Origin of the sequence: Fictibacillus solisalsi (assembly GCF_900103485.1) — a bacterium.
GTDB lineage: Bacteria > Bacillota > Bacilli > Bacillales > Fictibacillaceae > Fictibacillus_C > Fictibacillus_C solisalsi.
In genome coordinates, this window is sequence record NZ_FNHW01000001.1 from 909,338 (window position 1) to 928,360 (window position 19,023).

21 protein-coding genes and 1 other annotated feature are annotated in these 19,023 nt (G+C 44.7%); all 21 genes read left to right on the forward strand.

Annotated features, from left to right (window positions below):
* The first annotated feature begins 72 nt into the window (after nucleotides 1-72).
* The 21 genes from BLT53_RS04770 to BLT53_RS04870 all read left to right on the forward strand — a co-directional run bounded on the left by BLT53_RS04770 (nucleotide 73) and on the right by BLT53_RS04870 (nucleotide 19,014).
* Nucleotides 73-840, forward strand: coding sequence for a cell division protein FtsQ/DivIB (locus BLT53_RS04770; protein ID WP_170834238.1), 768 nt, complete (start codon nucleotides 73-75; stop codon nucleotides 838-840).
* Nucleotides 837-1,529 carry a DUF881 domain-containing protein gene (locus BLT53_RS04775; protein ID WP_244520357.1) on the forward strand — a complete coding sequence of 231 codons (693 nt, stop codon included), beginning with the start codon at nucleotides 837-839 and terminating at the stop codon, nucleotides 1,527-1,529. Before BLT53_RS04770 ends, BLT53_RS04775 begins: the two co-directional genes overlap by 4 nt.
* 5 nt (nucleotides 1,530-1,534) lie before the next feature.
* Nucleotides 1,535-2,227 carry a DUF881 domain-containing protein gene (locus tag BLT53_RS04780; protein WP_170834239.1) on the forward strand — a complete coding sequence of 231 codons (693 nt, stop codon included), beginning with the start codon at nucleotides 1,535-1,537 and terminating at the stop codon, nucleotides 2,225-2,227.
* Nucleotides 2,228-2,581 (forward strand): small basic family protein, encoded by a 354-nt coding sequence (locus BLT53_RS04785; RefSeq protein WP_061969271.1) that lies wholly within the window; start codon nucleotides 2,228-2,230, stop codon nucleotides 2,579-2,581.
* 150 nt (nucleotides 2,582-2,731) lie between these two features.
* Nucleotides 2,732-4,012: a cell division protein FtsA gene (gene ftsA / locus BLT53_RS04790; RefSeq protein ID WP_090233162.1), complete on the forward strand. Its 1,281-nt coding sequence runs from the start codon at nucleotides 2,732-2,734 to the stop codon at nucleotides 4,010-4,012.
* A gap of 35 nt (nucleotides 4,013-4,047) precedes the next feature.
* Nucleotides 4,048-5,199 carry a cell division protein FtsZ gene (ftsZ, locus tag BLT53_RS04795; protein ID WP_090233163.1) on the forward strand — a complete coding sequence of 384 codons (1,152 nt, stop codon included), beginning with the start codon at nucleotides 4,048-4,050 and terminating at the stop codon, nucleotides 5,197-5,199.
* 180 nt (nucleotides 5,200-5,379) lie between these two features.
* On the forward strand, nucleotides 5,380-6,306 hold the full coding sequence (gene spoIIGA, locus BLT53_RS04800) for a sigma-E processing peptidase SpoIIGA (RefSeq protein ID WP_090233165.1): 927 nt from the start codon (nucleotides 5,380-5,382) through the stop codon (nucleotides 6,304-6,306).
* A gap of 54 nt (nucleotides 6,307-6,360) precedes the next feature.
* Entirely contained in the window at nucleotides 6,361-7,080 is a 720-nt protein-coding gene (sigE, locus tag BLT53_RS04805; RefSeq protein WP_090233166.1) for an RNA polymerase sporulation sigma factor SigE, read from the forward strand.
* 175 nt (nucleotides 7,081-7,255) lie between these two features.
* Complete coding sequence (sigG, locus tag BLT53_RS04810; RefSeq protein ID WP_061969281.1) at nucleotides 7,256-8,038, forward strand: RNA polymerase sporulation sigma factor SigG; 783 nt, start codon at nucleotides 7,256-7,258, stop codon at nucleotides 8,036-8,038.
* 87 nt (nucleotides 8,039-8,125) lie between these two features.
* Complete coding sequence (locus BLT53_RS04815; RefSeq protein WP_090233167.1) at nucleotides 8,126-8,413, forward strand: YlmC/YmxH family sporulation protein; 288 nt, start codon at nucleotides 8,126-8,128, stop codon at nucleotides 8,411-8,413.
* 100 nt (nucleotides 8,414-8,513) lie between these two features.
* Nucleotides 8,514-9,392, forward strand: coding sequence for a peptidoglycan editing factor PgeF (pgeF, locus tag BLT53_RS04820; protein ID WP_090233169.1), 879 nt, complete (start codon nucleotides 8,514-8,516; stop codon nucleotides 9,390-9,392).
* On the forward strand, nucleotides 9,346-10,023 hold the full coding sequence (locus BLT53_RS04825; protein ID WP_090233170.1) for a YggS family pyridoxal phosphate-dependent enzyme: 678 nt from the start codon (nucleotides 9,346-9,348) through the stop codon (nucleotides 10,021-10,023). The genes pgeF and BLT53_RS04825 overlap by 47 nt, the downstream gene beginning before the upstream one ends.
* 13 nt (nucleotides 10,024-10,036) lie before the next feature.
* Complete coding sequence (locus BLT53_RS04830) at nucleotides 10,037-10,465, forward strand: cell division protein SepF (RefSeq protein WP_090233172.1); 429 nt, start codon at nucleotides 10,037-10,039, stop codon at nucleotides 10,463-10,465.
* A 27-nt stretch (nucleotides 10,466-10,492) separates the two neighbouring features.
* Nucleotides 10,493-10,774 (forward strand): YggT family protein, encoded by a 282-nt coding sequence (locus tag BLT53_RS04835; protein WP_244520358.1) that lies wholly within the window; start codon nucleotides 10,493-10,495, stop codon nucleotides 10,772-10,774.
* A gap of 15 nt (nucleotides 10,775-10,789) precedes the next feature.
* A complete protein-coding gene (locus BLT53_RS04840) occupies nucleotides 10,790-11,563 on the forward strand; it encodes a YlmH family RNA-binding protein (RefSeq protein ID WP_090233173.1) in 774 nt (257 codons plus the stop codon).
* A gap of 82 nt (nucleotides 11,564-11,645) precedes the next feature.
* Nucleotides 11,646-12,143 carry a DivIVA domain-containing protein gene (locus BLT53_RS04845; RefSeq protein ID WP_090233174.1) on the forward strand — a complete coding sequence of 166 codons (498 nt, stop codon included), beginning with the start codon at nucleotides 11,646-11,648 and terminating at the stop codon, nucleotides 12,141-12,143.
* Nucleotides 12,144-12,197: 54 nt separating this feature from the next.
* Nucleotides 12,198-12,425 (forward strand) — a binding site (T-box leader).
* Between the two features lie 63 nt (nucleotides 12,426-12,488).
* Entirely contained in the window at nucleotides 12,489-15,257 is a 2,769-nt protein-coding gene (gene ileS, locus BLT53_RS04850; protein WP_090233176.1) for an isoleucine--tRNA ligase, read from the forward strand.
* A gap of 163 nt (nucleotides 15,258-15,420) precedes the next feature.
* Nucleotides 15,421-15,903, forward strand: coding sequence for a signal peptidase II (lspA, locus tag BLT53_RS04855; protein WP_090233177.1), 483 nt, complete (start codon nucleotides 15,421-15,423; stop codon nucleotides 15,901-15,903).
* Entirely contained in the window at nucleotides 15,884-16,801 is a 918-nt protein-coding gene (locus BLT53_RS04860; RefSeq protein ID WP_090233178.1) for an RluA family pseudouridine synthase, read from the forward strand. The genes lspA and BLT53_RS04860 overlap by 20 nt, the downstream gene beginning before the upstream one ends.
* A gap of 200 nt (nucleotides 16,802-17,001) precedes the next feature.
* Nucleotides 17,002-17,538: a bifunctional pyr operon transcriptional regulator/uracil phosphoribosyltransferase PyrR gene (gene pyrR, locus BLT53_RS04865; protein WP_090233180.1), complete on the forward strand. Its 537-nt coding sequence runs from the start codon at nucleotides 17,002-17,004 to the stop codon at nucleotides 17,536-17,538.
* Nucleotides 17,539-17,658: 120 nt separating this feature from the next.
* On the forward strand, nucleotides 17,659-19,014 hold the full coding sequence (locus BLT53_RS04870; protein WP_090233181.1) for a solute carrier family 23 protein: 1,356 nt from the start codon (nucleotides 17,659-17,661) through the stop codon (nucleotides 19,012-19,014).
* Nucleotides 19,015-19,023: the final 9 nt, after the last annotated feature.

Sequence of the window (19,023 nt, forward strand, 5' to 3'; positions counted from 1 at the left end):
AAACGCTGTTTTTCTTCCTCTTTCCATAAGAAGGAATGTGTTCAGTTATTTGCATTTACATGGGGGAAGGACATGGACAAGCATAAGGTTGTGCCGATTGAAGACCGTATTCCCAAATTAAAGACACAGCGGAAACAAAAAACGAACAGAAGAATGATTATTTACTTGTCCCTTTTCTTTTTGCTGATCATGATTTTTGTTTATTTTCAATCCAGTTTCAGTGATGTGAAAAAAATAACGGTAACTGGAAATGAAAATATAAGCGACGAGGCGATTATCAAGGCCGGAAAGATCAAACCCCATACCAGTTTCCTTAATCTTTCGGATAAAGATATCGAAAATAATATTGGCAAACTGCAGGAAATTTCCTCTGTTGCAGTACATAAATCGTTTTATAATCATCTCCAAATTCAAGTGAAGGAATATCATAGAGTGGCTTACCTGGAGGAGAAAAGCAAATATTATCCTGTGTTGGAAAGCGGTAAAGTACTTGCTCCCATGGGTAAGAAATTCATGCCTGTAAATGCACCGATCATAGCTGACTGGAAGGATAAAAGCCAGCTGAAACCAATGGCAAAGGAGCTGGCAAAACTATCACAGGGGGTCGCACACCGTATTTCCGAGATTCATTTGGACAGCAAGGCTAAGGATGGCAACAAAATCATTTTATACATGACGGACGGCTACGTGGTCCGTTCTTCCATCAGTCATTTCTCACGAAAAATGGAAGAATACCCTTCGATTGTCCAGCAGCTTGGCCCGCATCGAAAAGGGGTCATCAATATGGATATTAGTACGTACTTCCGCGAATACGGCGATGAGGAGGCACCGAAAGAGTGAGACCGACTGGCAAGTACGTTTTCTTTTCGATCATTATGCTCGTGACTGGCTTTTTTTTATCGTATTCTTATCAGACGACGAAGAAAGAAGCGGGTACACATGAAACCAGCAGCGCATGGAAACAGGAAGACAGCTTACGCAGTGAAATCTTGAAAACCCAGAAAACGAACAGAGAATTAAACAATGAGCTGAAAAAAATCCAGCTTCAGATTCAAAAAAGGGAAAACAAACTGGCCGATCAGGAGAAAAAGTCCTTTAACCTTGTGGAAGATTTGAAGAAACTGAGAGAAGTAACCGGTGGAATAAAGGTTAAAGGTCCGGGAATTGAAGTGACTTTATCGGACGCTTCCTATGTTCCGGAGGGAGAAAATCCAAACAATTATATCGTTCATGAAGAACATATCCGAAGCGTCATTTATGAAATGCTCGTATCCGGTGCTGAAGCGGTAGCGGTCAACGGGCAGAGAATATCTCATACCAGCTATATCAGCTGCATTGGACCTGTAGTCAGTGTGGACGGAAACCAGTATCCTGCACCGTTTACGATCACGGCGATAGGCGACAAAACTGTTCTTGAAAAATCCATGAACCTTTCTGTCGTCAATGAACTGGTCAGTGATGGTGTAGAGGTTCGAATCGCAAAGAAGGATGAAATTACAATGGATCCTTATTTAAGCAAAGAAGGATGAGCAAATTGAACAGAAAAAGAAGGGCAGTGTTTTCTGGTGTTGCCTGTGTGCTCGGCCTGATGCTTGCTGTTCAGTTTCAGACAACCAACAATCCGGTCACACGGGACACCAGAGATACCTGGGAGCTTCGTGCGGATTTGGAAAAGGAAAAACAGCGGCAGCAGGATTTGAATAATGAAATCAAGAAATACCAGGCTCTGCTCGACAATTATGAGCAATCACGGAAGAAAGAAAAAATAGAGGCCATGCAAAAAGCGCTCGATGATTTAAAAGAAGAAGCAGGTTTGACAGAAATGAGCGGACAAGGAATTGTAATCACCATCGAACCCTTTAATGAGGGTGAAATGCCTAAAGTGTATCCAGAATTAATCAGAAGGTTAATCAATGAACTGAACAGGTACGATGCTAAAGATATTTCAGTCGATGGACAACGGATCATCACGACCACGCCCATCCGGGAGGTTAATGGGGAAACGTATATTAATAACCAACCCATTTCATCCTTCCCAATTGAGATAAAGGTGCTGTCCGATGATGCACAGAAACTTCAGAATAAGATTATTGCTTCAGAATCTGCCGAAGACTTTGTAAGGGAAAACCTCTTTATTGATTCAAAGCCTGAAAACCAGCTGACACTGCCTGCTTATGACAAACCCATTCGTGTGAAATACATGAAGCAGGCAAAGGAGGAATTGTAAATGTGGCTGCCGGTTTTGGCTTTAATTATTGGTTTGGTTTTGGGGTTTTTATCAGAGATACGTATACCCCTCGAATATTCCAATTACCTGTCCATTGCAGTACTGGCAGCGCTGGACACCTTGTTCGGCGGTATTCGTGCCCATTTGCAGGGGAACTTTGAAGATAAAGTGTTTATCAGCGGATTTTTCTTCAATATTTTGCTTGCTGCCGCACTGGCTTATCTCGGCGTGCATCTAGGCATTGATTTATATTTAGCTGCTATATTTGCATTTGGTGTGAGATTGTTTAATAATATAGCTGTCATTCGACGGCTTGTTATTTCGAAATGGAGCGATTCAAGAAAAAAGAGTTAACTTTTCTTAAAAACTTAAGAAAAAAAAGAGGGAATATTCCTTGTTTGTGGAATTTATTTCTTAATTAACCACTCGTATACCGATATAATTACATAACGGATAGACGAATAGTATATAACGGACATTTTAAACTTAGGGAGGTGCCAAAGAATGAACAGCAATGAGATTTATGTTAGTTTAGACATCGGTACATCCAATATTAAAGTTATCATTGGAGAAATGACCAGTGAATCCTTTAATGTAATTGGTGTAGGTCACTCAAAATCAGCAGGAATAAAAAAAGGATCTATTGTTGATATCGATGAAACAGTTCGTTCCATAAAAAAAGCGGTAGATCAGGCAGAGCGTATGCTTGGTATACCGATTAATGCAGTGATAGTCGGTGTAAAAGGAAACCACATCCAGCTTCAACCATGCCATGGTGTTGTCGCCGTTTCCAGTGAAGACCGGGAGATCGGAGACGAAGATATTGCACGTGTGATTGATGCAGCGCAGGTGGTTTCAATTCCTCCTGAACGGGAAATTATTGATGTCATACCTGGGCAGTTTATTGTAGATGGAACGGATGAAATTATTGACCCGCGCGGAATGCTTGGAGTCAGGCTTGAAATGGAAGGTACAATTGTAACAGGATCCAAGACCATATTACATAATTTATTAAGGTGTGTGGAAAGAGCCGGGCTGCAGGTGGCAGATATCTGCCTTGAACCGCTGGCGACTGCATCCATTGCCCTGACAAGAGATGAAATGGATTTGGGCACGGCTTTAATTGATATCGGAGGCGGTTCCACTACGGTCTCGGTCTTCGATCAAGGCACCATGCAGATGACCACTGTCCTTCCTTTTGGCGGCGAATTCATTTCCAAAGATATTTCGATCGGCCTCAGGACGACAGCCGAAGATGCAGAAAAAATCAAACTGAAACATGGACATGCATTTGTGGACCATGCATCCAAGGATGAAACGTTTTCAGTAGCTCAAATCGGATCATCATCAGAACAGGAAATCAGCCAGTATGATTTGGCTTTAATAATTGAAGCCCGTATCGCAGAAATGCTTGAATTGGCGGATGAAGAGCTGATTCGGCAAGGTTATGGCGATCTTCCGGGAGGATTTGTTATTACGGGAGGCGTAGCCGCTATGCCTGGCCTGCTTGAACTTGCACAGGAAATCTTCCAAAATAATGTTAGAGTATCCTTGCCGGATTATATTGGGGTGAGAGAGCCGCAATATACCACAGGAATCGGTCTCATACAGTTTACGTACCGAAATATTAAGGTACAGGGTAAAGAGGTCGCTTCTGCTCTTACAGAAGGCGCAGAAATCCAGCAGCAGCGCAAGAAACAGCCACAACCCGCCAGGCAAAGCGAAAAAGCTGGAGGCGGCATGAAATCCAAAGTAAAAAACTGGTTTGGTTTATTTTTCGAATAAGAGACAGGGTTAACTAGTCATTAGGAGGAACGCTCATGTTAGAGTTTGATATGAACATGGATTCATTAGCGACAATTAAAGTAATCGGAGTTGGCGGCGGCGGAAGCAACGCTGTTAACCGTATGATTGAGCATGGAGTACAAGGAGTAGAATTTATTTGCGTCAATACAGACGCACAGGCGCTTAATCTTTCTAAAGCTCAGATTAAAATGCAAATCGGTTCTAAATTGACAAGAGGATTGGGAGCCGGGGCAAATCCTGAAATCGGAAAAAAAGCGGCGGAGGAGAGCAGGGAACAAGTTGAAGAAGCCTTGCGTGGTGCCGATATGGTCTTTGTTACAGCAGGAATGGGAGGCGGAACCGGAACTGGTGCGGCTCCAGTTATTGCTGAAATCGCCAAAGAAATGGGCGCATTGACAGTAGGTGTAGTAACACGCCCGTTTACCTTTGAAGGACGCAAGCGTTCTACTCAAGCCATTGGCGGAATCAGTGTCTTTAAAGAAAAAGTAGATACCTTGATTGTAATTCCGAATGACAGATTGCTAGAGATTGTGGATAAAAACACACCGATGCTTGAAGCATTCCGTGAAGCGGATAATGTATTGCGCCAGGGTGTTCAAGGGATTTCCGACCTCATCGCAGTTCCTGGGTTAATCAACCTTGACTTTGCCGATGTTAAAACCATTATGACGGAAAAAGGTTCTGCATTGATGGGTATCGGTATTGCGACAGGAGAAAATCGTGCGGCGGAAGCGGCGCGCAAAGCCATTTCTTCACCATTGCTTGAGACATCGATCGACGGTGCAAAAGGCGTATTGATGAATATCACCGGCGGAGCAAACCTCAGCCTTTATGAAGTCAATGAAGCAGCGGATATTGTTTCTACAGCATCCGATCCTGAAGTCAACATGATCTTTGGTTCCGTGATCAACGAAGATCTAAAAGATGAGATCCTGGTTACGGTTATCGCTACCGGATTTGATGAAAGAGAAAACATGCAGGCAATGCAGGGTCAGGCTCAACGCCCTAAATTCCAGCAACAGCCTCCAAAATCACCGGCAAGTCAAAGCAGCCAGCGCGAGGAAGTAACAAACGAAAGCAGGCAGGCTCCTCCTTCACAGCATGAAGCGGACACCCTTGATATTCCAACTTTCCTGCGCAACCGGAACCGAAATCGTCGAAGATAAAAGACAAGATTGAACGTTTTAAAACACCTTACTCCAGGAGTAAGGTGTTTTTTTGCTGTTATGGATAAAAAATTGTGACAAAATCTCTTAAAATTACAAGGAAACTTGTCTCATGAATTGACAGACTTCCTGGTATGCCTGTTTTATACTAGGTTCATCTTATAGGAAAGGAGAAAACAAATGGCACTATACCTCGATGTCATTTGGTTTCTTAATTTTTGCATCGATTTTCTGCTGATTGTTCTTACTGGAATGGTGTTAAAACGAAAAATGCAAAAATGGAGACTGATTACAGGTTCCCTGATCGGTTCTTCGTATGTATTGCTGTTGTTCGTTCCCAGTGAGATCAGCATGTACCACCCATTGATTAAGTTTGGTTTTTCGCTCCTTATCATGGCGGTTTCATTCGGATTTAAAAAGTTCTCATACTTTATTAAAAATGTTGGCATGTTTTACTTTGTAAGCTTTGTAACCGGAGGGGGATTGTTTGCCGCACATTATTTTTTGCAGAGTGATTTATCCATAATGCAAGGAGTGCTGGCCACTAGGGGGACTGGAAAGGGGGATGTGCTAAGTTGGGCATTTGTTTGCATTGGATTTCCGGCAGTGTGGTTGTTTTCAAAAAGGAGGGTCGATGACATAAAGGTACAAAAACTCCATTATACGGAATTGGTACAGGTGGAGATTCGCATGGATGACACCACAATACATGCGACAGGCCTGATTGACAGCGGAAATAAACTTCATGACCCAATCACTAAAGTGCCTGTCATGATTCTGGATATGAATGAGCATTACACGGAGTTTCCAGAGGAAATCATTTCATTCACGAAGGATATTCATGCGTTTTCTGATGGTGAAACCTGTGCCCATCCTTGGGAAGCCCGCTTGAGAATTGTTCCTTTTCGTGCAGTGGGAAAAGACAATGATTTTCTGCCTGCCATTAAGCCCGATGAAGTGAGGATTATCAGTAAAACAGGAAAGTTCTCATGCACAAAAGTGCTGATTGGATTTAGCTATACCAGCCTGTCGAGTGAGAACAATTTCAGCTGTATTGTTCATCCTGAAGTGATGTCAAACGGAATGGAACAAATTGCCGCATCATAGAGCAATCATTGTGGACAAACGCTTATGATTTTAGAGAGAGGGGAGAAGAGCAACATGAGAAAAATCCGGATGAGACTGACACTATTGTGGTACAAACTGTTAATGAAACTGGGTATCAAAACTGAGGAAATCCACTATATTGGCGGCCACGAGGCACTTCCACCGCCACTCAGCAAGGAAGAAGAGGCCGTTCTGCTGGAAAAACTGCCTACTGGGGATAAAGCAGCAAAATCTTTGCTGATTGAGCGGAATTTACGGTTGGTCGTTTATATTGCACGGAAGTTTGAAAATACAGGAATCAACATTGAGGATTTAATCAGCATAGGAACTATAGGTTTGATCAAAGCCGTCAACACGTTTAATCCGGAGAAAAAAATTAAACTGGCTACATATGCATCCCGGTGCATAGAAAATGAAATCTTGATGTATTTGCGAAGAAACAATAAAACGAGGTCTGAAGTATCTTTTGATGAACCCCTGAATGTAGACTGGGACGGAAATGAGCTGCTGCTGTCCGATGTGCTTGGTACAGAAGAGGATATTATTACGAGGAGGCTCGAGGCGAATGTGGACCGCAAATTGCTGCTAAAAGCCTTGTTTACGCTGAATGACCGGGAAAAACAGATCATGGAGCTCCGGTTTGGGCTTTCAGGAGGAGAAGAAAAAACACAAAAAGATGTCGCCGATATGCTCGGAATTTCGCAATCTTATATTTCCCGACTGGAGAAGCGGATCATCAAACGGCTTCAAAAGGAATTTAACAAAATGGTTTAAAAAGGGGCAGCCGCCTCTTTTTTGTTTTGAAAAATATTTCCATATCGATGCACCTTACAGATATATGAATTGCAGCTGTTTTTTCTGCTGGAGGCGATGCAGGACTGCTGCATAAAAATTCCTGCCGGGGAGATACTGATTTTGACTTAAAAACTCCCGGTAGGAGGGAAATCCATTGACCCGAAACAAAGTAGAGATCTGCGGAGTGGACACATCCAAACTTCCAGTATTAAAAAACCCCGAGATGCGTGAACTGTTCACCAAAATGCAGAACGGGGATCCTACTGCCCGCGAAACGCTTGTAAACGGCAACCTTCGATTAGTGCTTAGCGTTATACAGCGATTTAACAACCGCGGGGAGTTTGTAGACGATTTGTTCCAGGTAGGATGCATCGGCCTAATGAAATCCATTGATAATTTCGACTTGGGCCAGAATGTAAAATTCTCCACGTATGCTGTTCCAATGATCATCGGAGAAATTCGCAGATATTTGAGGGATAACAATCCCATCCGGGTATCCCGTTCACTTCGTGATATTGCTTATAAAGCATTGCAAGTTAGGGATCAGTTAATGAACAAGCTTTCCAGGGAACCAACGGCACAGCAGATCGCCGAGGTGCTTGATGTGCCGAAGGAGGAAGTGGTTTTTGCCCTGGACGCCATCCAGGATCCTGTTTCCCTTTTCGAACCGATCTATAATGATGGCGGAGACCCTATTTATGTGATGGATCAGATTTCTGATGATAAGGCGAAAGATTTTCAATGGATTGAGGAAATCGCACTGAAAGAGGCCATGCGCCGGCTGAATGAACGTGAAAAAATGATTCTGACCATGAGATTCTTCCAGGGCAAGACACAAATGGAAGTAGCAGATGAGATTGGGATCTCTCAGGCTCAGGTGTCAAGGCTTGAAAAAGCGGCCATCTCCCAAATGAACAAAAATATTCAAAGCAGTTAATGCCAGCCCGCTTAAACAAGCGGGCTGTTTGCTGTACATGAAAAGGACTGCACGCTCATATAGTGATAACAGAAGGGCGGGGATATCATGATCAAAATTTCTGATTTTCAGGTCAAAGACGTAGTGAACGTGTCAAACGGCAAAAAGCTTGGACATATTGCAGACTTGGAAATAAATTTAAATACAGGCAAAATAGAAGCACTGATCATCCCGGGACCGGGAAAGATGCTCGGTTTTTTTGCAAGGGAGAGCGATATTGTCATTCCATGGCGAAATATCGTGAAGATTGGAACCGATGTAATACTTGTTCGTTATATGGATGCCCAGGAAGCGACAGAGTATATTAAAGAACCTTTTGACCAATTGAAAAAATAAATAGGATTATACGCACATGGCCGTTCTATGATAAAATAAATAGCATAATAACCCAATATTCCTTGTAAAAGGAGAAAATTTTCAGAAGGAAGTGTGCGCTTTGAAAGCTGAACCATTTGTACAGCAAGACAGCTTGTTCAAACTGGACGACTGGATGATTCAGCTGCCCGGTTTAACAGCAGGAATTACATCACGGCATAATGGTTTTAGCCAGAATCCGTATTCCTCCCTGAATATGGGGTTCCATGTCGGAGATGATCCATCAGATGTTCTGAAAAACCGACAAAGGGCGAGTCAGGCCATTCAAGTCCCGCTTGAGTGTTGGGTGGGTACAGAACAGGTTCATGATTCGGTGATCCAAAAAGTGACCAAAATGGATGCCGGAAAAGGCGCAAAAGACTTGGAAAGCGCAATCAAAGGCACCGATGGAATATATACAGCAGATCAAGACGTGCTATTAACTTCTTTATACGCCGACTGTGTGCCGCTTTTTTTTATGAGTCCCTCCCGACAGCTTGTCGGCCTTGCTCATGCAGGCTGGAAAGGTACAGTAGGGAGAATTGGGGCTAAAATGGTTGATTTGTGGGTAAAGAAAGAAGGGGTCCCGTCTGATGACATTTTTGCTGCAATCGGCCCTTCCATTGGCAGCTGCTGTTACGAGGTAGATGATTTTGTAATGGAAAGAGTGCAGCAAGTCCTGCCAAAAGAGAAGGCGGCACTTGTCTATGAGCCAAAAGGTGCTGGTCACTACATGCTCAATCTAAGGGAAGTCAACAAGCAAATTCTGATTCAGGCCGGAATACATGAAAGCAGAATCATCGAAACTTCGTATTGTACGAGCTGCAGCAACCATCACTTCTTTTCCCACCGCAGGGAAAGTGGAAAAGCGGGCAGAATCATGAGCTACATCGGTCGTTTGAAAGGAGCAGAAAGTGAATATCCAGCAGAATCTATCAGTCATTCAAAACAACATATCTGAAGCTTGCAAGAAAAAAAACAGAAACCCACAGGACGTTAAAATCATTGCCGTTACGAAATATGTGAGTACAGAAACAGCACAGGAGGCAATCTCCTCCGGCGTGGAACACATTGGTGAAAACCGCCAGGAAGGGCTTTTGAAAAAGCAAAATGCACTCGGCAGAGATGTCACCTGGCACTTTATCGGTTCACTTCAGTCCAGAAAGGTGAAGGAAATCCTTCCGTATGTCGATTACATCCATTCCCTGGACAGGCTTTCCCTGGCCAAGGAAATTGAAAAAAGAGCAGACCGGACCATTAACTGTTTTATTCAGGTCAATGTATCCAAAGAAGAATCAAAACACGGATTGCCGGCTGAAGATCTTGTCAATTTTGTCGATAAAATGAAAGAGTATCCTCACATCCGGATTGTCGGGCTGATGACAATGGCGCCCCATACCGGAGATGAGGAGACCCTTCGTTCTGTATTCTCAACACTTAAACAGCTGCAACAGGACATCCAGTCAAGGCAATACGAGCATGCGCCATGCACAGAACTATCCATGGGAATGTCCAATGATTACGAAATAGCTGTCCAGGAAGGAGCAACCTTCGTCAGAATTGGGACCAGCCTGGTCGGCAAAGAATTTTAGGAGGTGCCAATCCATGAGTATAAAAAACAAATTTAAGCGGTTCTTCGATCTTGAAGAAGATGAATATGTATATGAAGAGGTTGTAGAAGAAAACGGTGCGGAAATGGAAGAAGGTGAAACCATGCCTGCCCATAGCAAAAAAAACAAGCAGAATGTTGTCAGTCTCCAAAGTGTTCACCAGCAGTCCAAGGTGGTGCTCCTCGAGCCAAGGGTATATGCCGAAGCACAGGATATTGCAGATCAGCTAAAAAACAGGCGTGCGGTAGTCATGAACCTTCAGCGCATTCCTCATGACCAGGCGAAGCGCATCGTCGACTTTTTAAGCGGTACTGTGTACGCCATTGGAGGAGACATTCAAAAGTTAGGTCCGAATACATTTCTATGCACACCGGAAAACGTGGATGTATCCGGCTCGATTTCAGAAATGCTTGAAGGAGAATAAAAAAAAGAACGAGGACGGTGGCCTTTATTGGTTGTTTACCAGATTGGAAATATAATTACTGAACTTATCGGCATCTACCGATATGTTATTATCGCGTACATATTAATGTCCTGGTTCCCGAACGCAAGAGAATCATCGATCGGACAATTCATAGCAAGAATTGTAGAACCCTATCTGGCTCCCTTCAGAAGGATCATTCCTCCGCTCGGCATGATTGACATCTCACCGATTGTGGCCTTATTCGCGTTATCGTTTGCCTCTGCCGGTGTCCGAATTGTATTTAATTGGATCGCCCAGTCCGTATATTAAAGGCAGCGTGGAAAAATGACTATATATCAGCATTTTCGCAAAGAAGAATATCCTTTTATTGATCAGGTGCTGCAATGGAAAGATGAAGCCGAGGAACGATATTCGGTCAAGCTGACGGATTTTCTTGATCCTAGGGAGCAGGATATCGCCCAAAACATTATCGGAAAGGATTCAGAAGCCTCTCTATCGTTTTGGGGAGGCTCTTCTTTTTCGGAAAGAAAAAGAGCCCTTATCTTCCCCTCCTATTTCCAGCCGGAGCCCAAGGATTTTGAGGTGTCGATCCTGGAAGTCCGCTATCCCTCCAAATTTGTCAGTATTGAACACCGGGATGTGCTTGGTTCTCTCATGAATCTCGGAATCAAGCGTGGGAAATTTGGCGACATTCTCCAAAATGGGGACAAGCTCCAGCTCATTGCAGCGGAAGAAATCAGTGATTATGTATTGCTGAATGTGGACCGCATCGGCAAAGCGGGCGTAAAGCTTGAAAGAGTTGCGGAAGGCGATTTGATCGAATCAAAAGAGTCTTATGCAATTAAGGAGGGCACCGTATCGTCCCTCAGGCTAGATGTCGTCTTGTCGGAAATCTACAATCTGTCCCGTTCCAAAGTTAACCCCCTCATTCAGAGTTCAAAAGTGAAGGTGAACTGGAGAGTGACCGAAGAGGTGTCTTTCCCGGTCGAAGCGGGTGATTATTTATCTGTGAGAGGATTCGGCCGCAGCAAGCTTATGGCCATCGAAGGAAAAACCAAAAAAGATAAATGGCGCATTCAATATGGAATTTTACAATAAATTATTCCGAATAGAAGGAATGGCATTATGATTGTCGAAACTAGGTAGGTAAGAGAAAGCATCATTTGTGGAGGTGGCTTAAATGCCTTTAACACCGTTGGATATACACAATAAAGAGTTTACAAGGGGATTTCGCGGATATAATGAAGATGAGGTGAATGATTTTCTTGATCAGGTGATTAAGGATTATGAACTGGTGATCCGTGAAAAAAGACACCTTGAAGAGACCGTCGAAAAATTGGAAGAGAAGCTTTCCTATTTTAAAAATATTGAAGAGACACTCAACAAATCCATTCTGGTTGCCCAGGAAACAGGCGAAGAAGTAAAGCGAAGCGCGACCAAGGAAGCCAGGCTTATTGTGAAGGAGGCGGAAAAGAACGCGGACCGCATCATCAATGAATCACTGGCAAAATCCAGAAAGGTCGCCATGGAAATTGAAGAATTGAAAAAACAGTCTTCTGTCTACCGTACAAGGTTTCGCATGCTGATCGAAGCACAGCTGGAAATGCTGAAGAACGAGGACTGGGATGCTCTTCAGCCGGCGGACACGACAGAGGAATACGAACTCGAGATGAAGTAGAACGCTTGACGTTTGTGCTTCCTGCGCATATAATTTTTAAAAGATTATCATATAGAGTAAACGATGAAGGGGAAAGTACGGACAGCACCCATTTTTAAGAAAGCGAGCCGGTGATGGTGGAAGACCGGTAAATGGACTGTACGGAAGATCACCCCGGAGTTTCCAAGCTGAACGGATAAAAGTAAGCCTGGCGTTACTTCACGATACGATGACAAAGCGGGTTTTCAATATGGTTTGAAAGCCTATTAGGGTGGTACCGCGGGTGGCCTTCTCGTCCCTTTATGTGACGAGAAGGCCTTTTTGTATGCTTGAAATGATTTTTTCTATTGATACAGGAGGATGACAATGAATTACAAAGACACATTATTGATGCCAAAAACGGAATTCCCGATGCGGGGAAACCTGCCCCAAAGGGAGCCGCAGGTACAAGAGAAGTGGGAAGAACTGAACATCTACCAAAAGGTTCAGGAACATACAAAAGGGCGTCCTTCGTTTATTCTTCATGACGGACCTCCATATGCAAACGGCGATATCCACGTTGGCCATGCGGAAAATAAAATCTTAAAAGACATCATCGTCCGCTACAAATCAATGAATGGGTATAATGCACCTTATGTTCCGGGCTGGGATACGCATGGACTACCGATTGAAACGGCTTTAACCAAAAGCGGTAAAGTCAAAAGGAAAGAAATGTCGGTGGCAGAGTTCCGCAAAAAGTGTGAGGAGTATGCTCTGACACAGGTTGACCGCCAGCGCGGGCAGTTTAAACGCCTTGGTGTACGCGGGGATTGGGAAAACCCGTATATCACACTGAACAAAGCCTATGAGGCCCGCCAGATCGAGGTTTTTGGCCAGATGGTAAAAAGAGGATTTATTTATAAAGGCTTAAAACCGGTGTACTGGTCACCATCCTCAGAGTCTGCTTTGGCAGAAGCTGAAATCGAATATTATGACAAACGGTCTGCCTCTATTTACGTGGCATTCCCCGTAAAAGACGGCAAAGGTGTGCTGGATCAGGATGTGAGCATCGTTATCTGGACGACAACGCCATGGACGATTCCTGCAAACCTTGGGATCTCTGTTCACCCTGATCTGGATTATGTTGTTGTAGAGGCAGAAGGAAGAAAGCTACTTGTCGCCCAGGCACTTCTGGAGCAGCTGCAAAAAGAATTGGAGTGGAACGATGTTTCTGTTCTCCAAACGGTAAAAGGAAAAGACATTGAATATGTGGTGGCAAAGCATCCATTCTATGACCGTGATTCCCTGGTGATGTGCGGTGAGCATGTAACCACGGATGCAGGTACCGGCGCCGTTCATACAGCACCAGGACACGGGGAGGATGACTTCCTTGTTGGAAAACGATACAACCTGGATGTCCTTTGCCCTGTGGATGACCGCGGAGTAATGACAAAGGAAGCACCTGGTTTTGAAGGCTTGTTTTATGATGAAGCGAACAAAAACATCACCCAGAAGCTTGAAGAAGTAGGCGCACTGCTGAAATTATCGTTCATTACCCACTCCTATCCGCATGACTGGAGAACAAAGAAACCAGTTATTTTCCGGGCAACTGCTCAGTGGTTTGCCTCCATCAAAGGAATGCGAGAGGACATGCTGAATGCGGTAAAAGAAGTAAACTGGATTCCGAACTGGGGAGAAACGAGACTGTTCAACATGATCAAAGACCGTGAAGACTGGTGTATCTCCAGACAGCGTGCATGGGGAGTTCCAATTCCTGTGTTTTACGGTGAAGACGGCGAACCGATTATGACCGAAGAAACGATCAACCATGTGGTGGGCTTGTTCCGTGAACACGGCTCCAATGTATGGTTTGAGCGAGAGGCAAAAGATCTTCTGCCGGAAGGCTTTACTTCTCCGCACAGCCCGAATGGCCGATTTACGAAAGAATCAGATATTATGGATGTATGGTTTGATTCTGGTTCCTCTCATTGGAGCGTACTTGAGGAACGCAGTGATCTTACCCGTCCTGCTGATCTTTACCTGGAAGGTTCAGACCAATACCGCGGATGGTTTAACTCGTCCCTTTCCACTTCAGTGGCAATCACTGGTAAGGCACCTTATAAATCGGTATTGAGCCATGGATTTGTACTCGACGGTGAAGGACGCAAAATGAGTAAGTCCATCGGTAATGTAATGGATCCGATTAAAGTGATGAACCAGCTGGGTGCGGATATTCTCCGTCTTTGGGTTTCATCGGTTGATTATCAGGCGGATGTCCGCGTATCCGATGAAATTCTGAAGCAAGTGGCGGAAGTCTACAGAAAAATCCGCAACACACTGCGCTTCCTGCTTGGAAACCTTAATGGCTTTGATCCAAAAACCAATGCGGTTCCATTTGAAGAACTGGGGCAAATTGATCAGTACATGCTTGTGAAACTGAACAAACTGATCGACCGTGTCAAAAAATCATATGATGAGTATCAGTTCCTGGCCGTATACAATGCGATCCATAACTTCTGTACCATCGATCTTTCATCATTCTATCTGGATATCGCAAAAGATACCCTGTACATCCAGGCTGAGGATGACATCAAACGCAGGAGCATACAAACGGTTCTGTATGAAGCACTTATGGCCATCACGAAGCTTACGGCTCCAATTCTTACTCATACAGCAGACGAAGTGTGGCAATATATTCCGGGTGTAACAGAGGAAAGTGTACAATTGACAAGCATGCCGGAATCTGTTTCCTATCCAGGTGAAGAAGAGCTCATCAAGGAGTGGGATCGTTTCATGGATCTTCGGGATGAAGTGCTAAAAGCCCTTGAAGTAGCACGGAATGAGAAAGTGATCGGTAAATCGTTGACAGCTTCGATTACCCTTTACCCATCAGCAGACGTGAAATCCTGGCTTGAGAACGTGGAAGACCTGAATAAATTATTCATCGTTTCAGAAGCGCGTATCGGGGGAACAAAGGACGAAGCACCAGAAGAAGCTGTTCAGTATGATCAGCTTGCTGTCTTCGTTAAGCCCGCTGAAGGCGAAACATGTGAACGCTGCTGGGTAGTATCCCCAGAAGTCGGCACAAATGAAAAGTATCCTACGCTTTGTCCGTCCTGTGCAGAGATTGTAGAGAACCATTACGATAAAGAATAGTTTGAACAGAAGCTCCTTCCTTGCAGCCGTGCTTGCGGCTGTGGAGGGAGCTTTTTCTTTGGGGCTTCGCGGAAGCTTGCAGATTTTTGTCCTTTACATTGTGCGGATCCTTCTGCATGTGCTAAAATTTGAAAGAACATACTAAGGAATCGGAGGAAATTAAGTGTTCTATTATATACTGGCCCTTTTCGTACTTGGCCTGGATCAGGTTACAAAATGGATGATCGTGAAGAACATGCATTATGGAGAAAGCATCACTGTGATTGAAAATGTTTTTTACATTACCTCCCACCGGAACAGAGGAGCAGCCTTCGGTATTCTGCAAAATCAGATGTGGTTTTTTATCATCATTACCATCGCCGTGATTCTTGCAGTGATTTACTACATGCAAAAGCATGCCAAACACCAGCCGCTTTTGCGTCTCGCTTTGGGACTGGTCCTTGGCGGAGCCACAGGGAACTTTTTGGACCGCATCATCCGCAAGGAAGTGGTGGACTTTCTGGATGTTAAAATAGGCAGCTATAACTATCCGATTTTTAATGTAGCAGATTCCGCCCTTGTTATTGGGGTGATCTTAATATTTATACAAACCCTAATGGAAAGCAAGAGTAAAAAGGAGAACATGAATGGAGCACATAGAAGTTAACATTGAAGAAGAGCATCAATCAGAACGGATTGATAAAGTTATTGCGTCCGTTGATCCGGGCTGGTCCCGTTCACAGGTACAGAACTGGGTAAAAGAAGGAAATGTCACGGTCAACGGAAAGCAAATCAAAACCAATTACAAAGTCAGCACAGGAGATGTGGTTTCCATTACGATTCCCGATCCTTCGCCACTTGATGTGGTACCGGAAGAAATGGATCTTGATATCGTATATGAAGATCACGATGTTCTCGTCGTGAACAAACCAAGAGGAATGGTCGTCCATCCGGCAGCCGGGAACTATACAGGGACACTCGTAAATGGGCTTATGGCACATTGCAAGGATTTATCCGGTATTAATGGCGTACTCCGTCCTGGAATCGTCCACCGTATTGATAAGGATACGACAGGACTCCTTATGGTCGCCAAAAACGATATGGCCCATGAATCACTGGTAAACCAGCTGAAAGCAAAAACAACGAAAAGAAAATACAAAGCGATCGTACATGGTATGATGCCTCATGATCGCGGAACCATTGATGCACCAATCGGCCGCGACAAGAGCGATCGCCAGAAAATGACCGTTACAGATGAAAACAGCAGAGACGCTGTCACTCATTTTAACGTCCTGGAACGGTTTGACGGATTTACCCTTGTCGAGTGCCAGCTAGAAACCGGAAGAACCCATCAAATCAGGGTGCATATGAAATATATCGGTTTTCCTTTGGCAGGAGATCCGAAATACGGTCCGAAAAAGACACTGGACATCAAAGGTCAGGCTCTTCATGCCGGCGTTCTCGGGTTTCAGCATCCGAGACGAGACACCTATATAGAATTTGAAGCACCGCTGCCAAAAGACATGGAAGCCCTGCTCGACAAGCTTCGACGAAAAATGGGTTGACAGGACCCGTTGGGTCTGCAATAATATAAACAAATGAATGATCCTTTAACGACAGTCCCGTGAGGCTGAGAAGGAAAACGGAATTAGGCAATAGGCCTAACTGCGTCCTCTCGTCTATGCGGCGAGAGGACTTTTTTGTGTAAACAAAAGGACATTCGTGCAAGATAAGCCATAACCAATTACAGAGTAGGTGACAGAACATGCAAAAAGCCGTCATTTTGGACGATCAGGCCATCCGCAGGGCATTAACGAGAATCGCCCACGAGATTATCGAACGGAATAAAGGGATCGATGATGTCGTATTGGTCGGAATCAAAACTCGCGGAGAGTTTTTGGCTAAGCGGCTGGCCGACCGGATCGAGAACATCGAAGGCAAGGCCGTAAAGGTTGGGGACATTGATATCACATTGTACCGAGATGACCTGAAAGTAAAGACGGAAAATCTTGAACCGGAACTAAAAGGAACGGACATCCCTGACATAACCAATCAGAAAGTCATCCTGGTAGATGATGTGCTCTATACGGGCAGAACGGTGAGAGCAGCCATGGATGCCGTTATGGACCTTGGCCGGCCTGCTTCCATTCAACTGGCTGTCCTTATCGACAGAGGACACAGGGAGCTTCCGATACGGGCAGACTTTGTCGGAAAAAATGTTCCAACCTCTAATACAGAAATCATTACCGCTTCGTTGGCGGAAGTGGATGGCACGGACGAAGTATCCATTCACGAAAAATAAATTATGAACATCCCTTTAAAACGAGTCCAGAGAGACCAGCAAGGGAGGACGGATACACAGGTGATTCTTGATGCCTGTGTCTTCAACCCACCTCCTTATCTGGCATAGGAGGTATTTTTTATGCAAAAAAACACGAACAAACAACAAGAGACCCAAAATAAAAATAACCAAACGGCTGTGCTTGATGTCCGGGATGTTCCGAAAATCCATCAGTGGCTGACCTTGAGCCTGCAGCACTTGTTTGCAATGTTTGGGGCCACAGTACTTGTGCCTTTCCTTGTAAAGCTAGATCCCGGGGTCGCTCTGGTGTCGAGCGGACTGGCAACACTGGCTTATCTACTCGTGACGAAGGGCCAAATACCGGCGTACTTGGGGTCATCCTTTGCTTTTATCTCCCCGATCATCGCCGTAAAAGCACTCGGAGGCCCGGAAGCTGCGATGATCGGCAGTTTTCTTGCAGGACTGGTTTACGGAGCGGTTGCTTTGATTATCAAGACGAGCGGACTGAAATGGCTCATGAAGATTATGCCACCAGTAGTCGTTGGACCTGTAATCATCGTCATCGGACTCGGCCTTGCAAATACAGCGGTGGGCATGGCCATGAATGATCCGGCAACTAAAGCATACAGCCTGTCACACTTTACGGTCGCTTTGTTTACTCTGGCAGTTACCATTGTATGTTCCATGTACTTTAAAGGTATTTTGGGAATTATACCGATCCTCATCGGCATCATCTCAGGCTATCTGTTTGCCCTTTCCAGAGGAATGGTGGATCTTTCCGGTGTCAAAGCTGCGAGCTGGTTTGATACGCCGGACTTTATGTTCCCATTTGTCTCCTATACACCGCATTTTACATGGTCTATCGCCCTCATTATGATGCCGGTAGCAACCGTGACGATTGCCGAGCATATCGGTCACCAGCTTGTTCTGAGCAAGGTAGTAGGGCGGAACTTCCTCGAGAAACCGGGTCTGCATCGTTCCATACTGGGAGACGGAATCGGGGTCATGATCGGTTCCTTGATCGGTGGGCCGCCGGTTACAACGTATGGGGAAAACATCGGAGTGCTTGCCATTACAAGGGTATTCTCGGTGTTTGTTATAGGGGGTGCGGCAGTGGCTGCCATCTGCTTCGGTTTCTCCGGCAAGGTGACAGCGCTAATCAGCTCAGTTCCTTCACCGGTTATGGGCGGAGTATCCATCCTGCTGTTTGGGATTATCGCTTCCAGCGGTTTGAGAATGCTCATCGATAACCAGATTGATTTTGGTAACAAACGAAACCTGATCATTGCTTCTGTTATCCTGGTAACAGGGATCGGCGGAGCTGTCCTGCAGTTCTCTGAAACTCTTCAGCTTGCCGGCATGGCGCTTGCGACGCTGATCGGAGTATTTTTGAACCTGGTGCTGCCGGGCAGGGAAAACGACTCAGAACTACTTAATAAGATGTTTGGCGTTTCAGATAACGATCCAGCTGCATAATGGTCACCT

Bases quoted from the DNA above. Each gene is read 5' to 3' on its own strand.
- sigE (WP_090233166.1), top strand. From the start codon at position 6,361: ATGAGAAAAATCCGGATGAGACTGACACTATTGTGGTACAAACTGTTA.
- BLT53_RS04870 (WP_090233181.1), top strand. From the start codon at position 17,659: ATGCAAAAAAACACGAACAAACAACAAGAGACCCAAAATAAAAATAAC.
- BLT53_RS04860 (WP_090233178.1), top strand. From the start codon at position 15,884: ATGGAGCACATAGAAGTTAACATTGAAGAAGAGCATCAATCAGAACGG.
- BLT53_RS04785 (WP_061969271.1), top strand. From the start codon at position 2,228: ATGTGGCTGCCGGTTTTGGCTTTAATTATTGGTTTGGTTTTGGGGTTT.
- ftsZ (WP_090233163.1), top strand. From the start codon at position 4,048: ATGTTAGAGTTTGATATGAACATGGATTCATTAGCGACAATTAAAGTA.
- pyrR (WP_090233180.1), top strand. From the start codon at position 17,002: ATGCAAAAAGCCGTCATTTTGGACGATCAGGCCATCCGCAGGGCATTA.
- spoIIGA (WP_090233165.1), top strand. From the start codon at position 5,380: ATGGCACTATACCTCGATGTCATTTGGTTTCTTAATTTTTGCATCGAT.
- BLT53_RS04770 (WP_170834238.1), top strand. From the start codon at position 73: ATGGACAAGCATAAGGTTGTGCCGATTGAAGACCGTATTCCCAAATTA.
- BLT53_RS04830 (WP_090233172.1), top strand. From the start codon at position 10,037: ATGAGTATAAAAAACAAATTTAAGCGGTTCTTCGATCTTGAAGAAGAT.
- BLT53_RS04815 (WP_090233167.1), top strand. From the start codon at position 8,126: ATGATCAAAATTTCTGATTTTCAGGTCAAAGACGTAGTGAACGTGTCA.
- ftsA (WP_090233162.1), top strand. From the start codon at position 2,732: ATGAACAGCAATGAGATTTATGTTAGTTTAGACATCGGTACATCCAAT.
- BLT53_RS04845 (WP_090233174.1), top strand. From the start codon at position 11,646: ATGCCTTTAACACCGTTGGATATACACAATAAAGAGTTTACAAGGGGA.
- BLT53_RS04840 (WP_090233173.1), top strand. From the start codon at position 10,790: ATGACTATATATCAGCATTTTCGCAAAGAAGAATATCCTTTTATTGAT.
- ileS (WP_090233176.1), top strand. From the start codon at position 12,489: ATGAATTACAAAGACACATTATTGATGCCAAAAACGGAATTCCCGATG.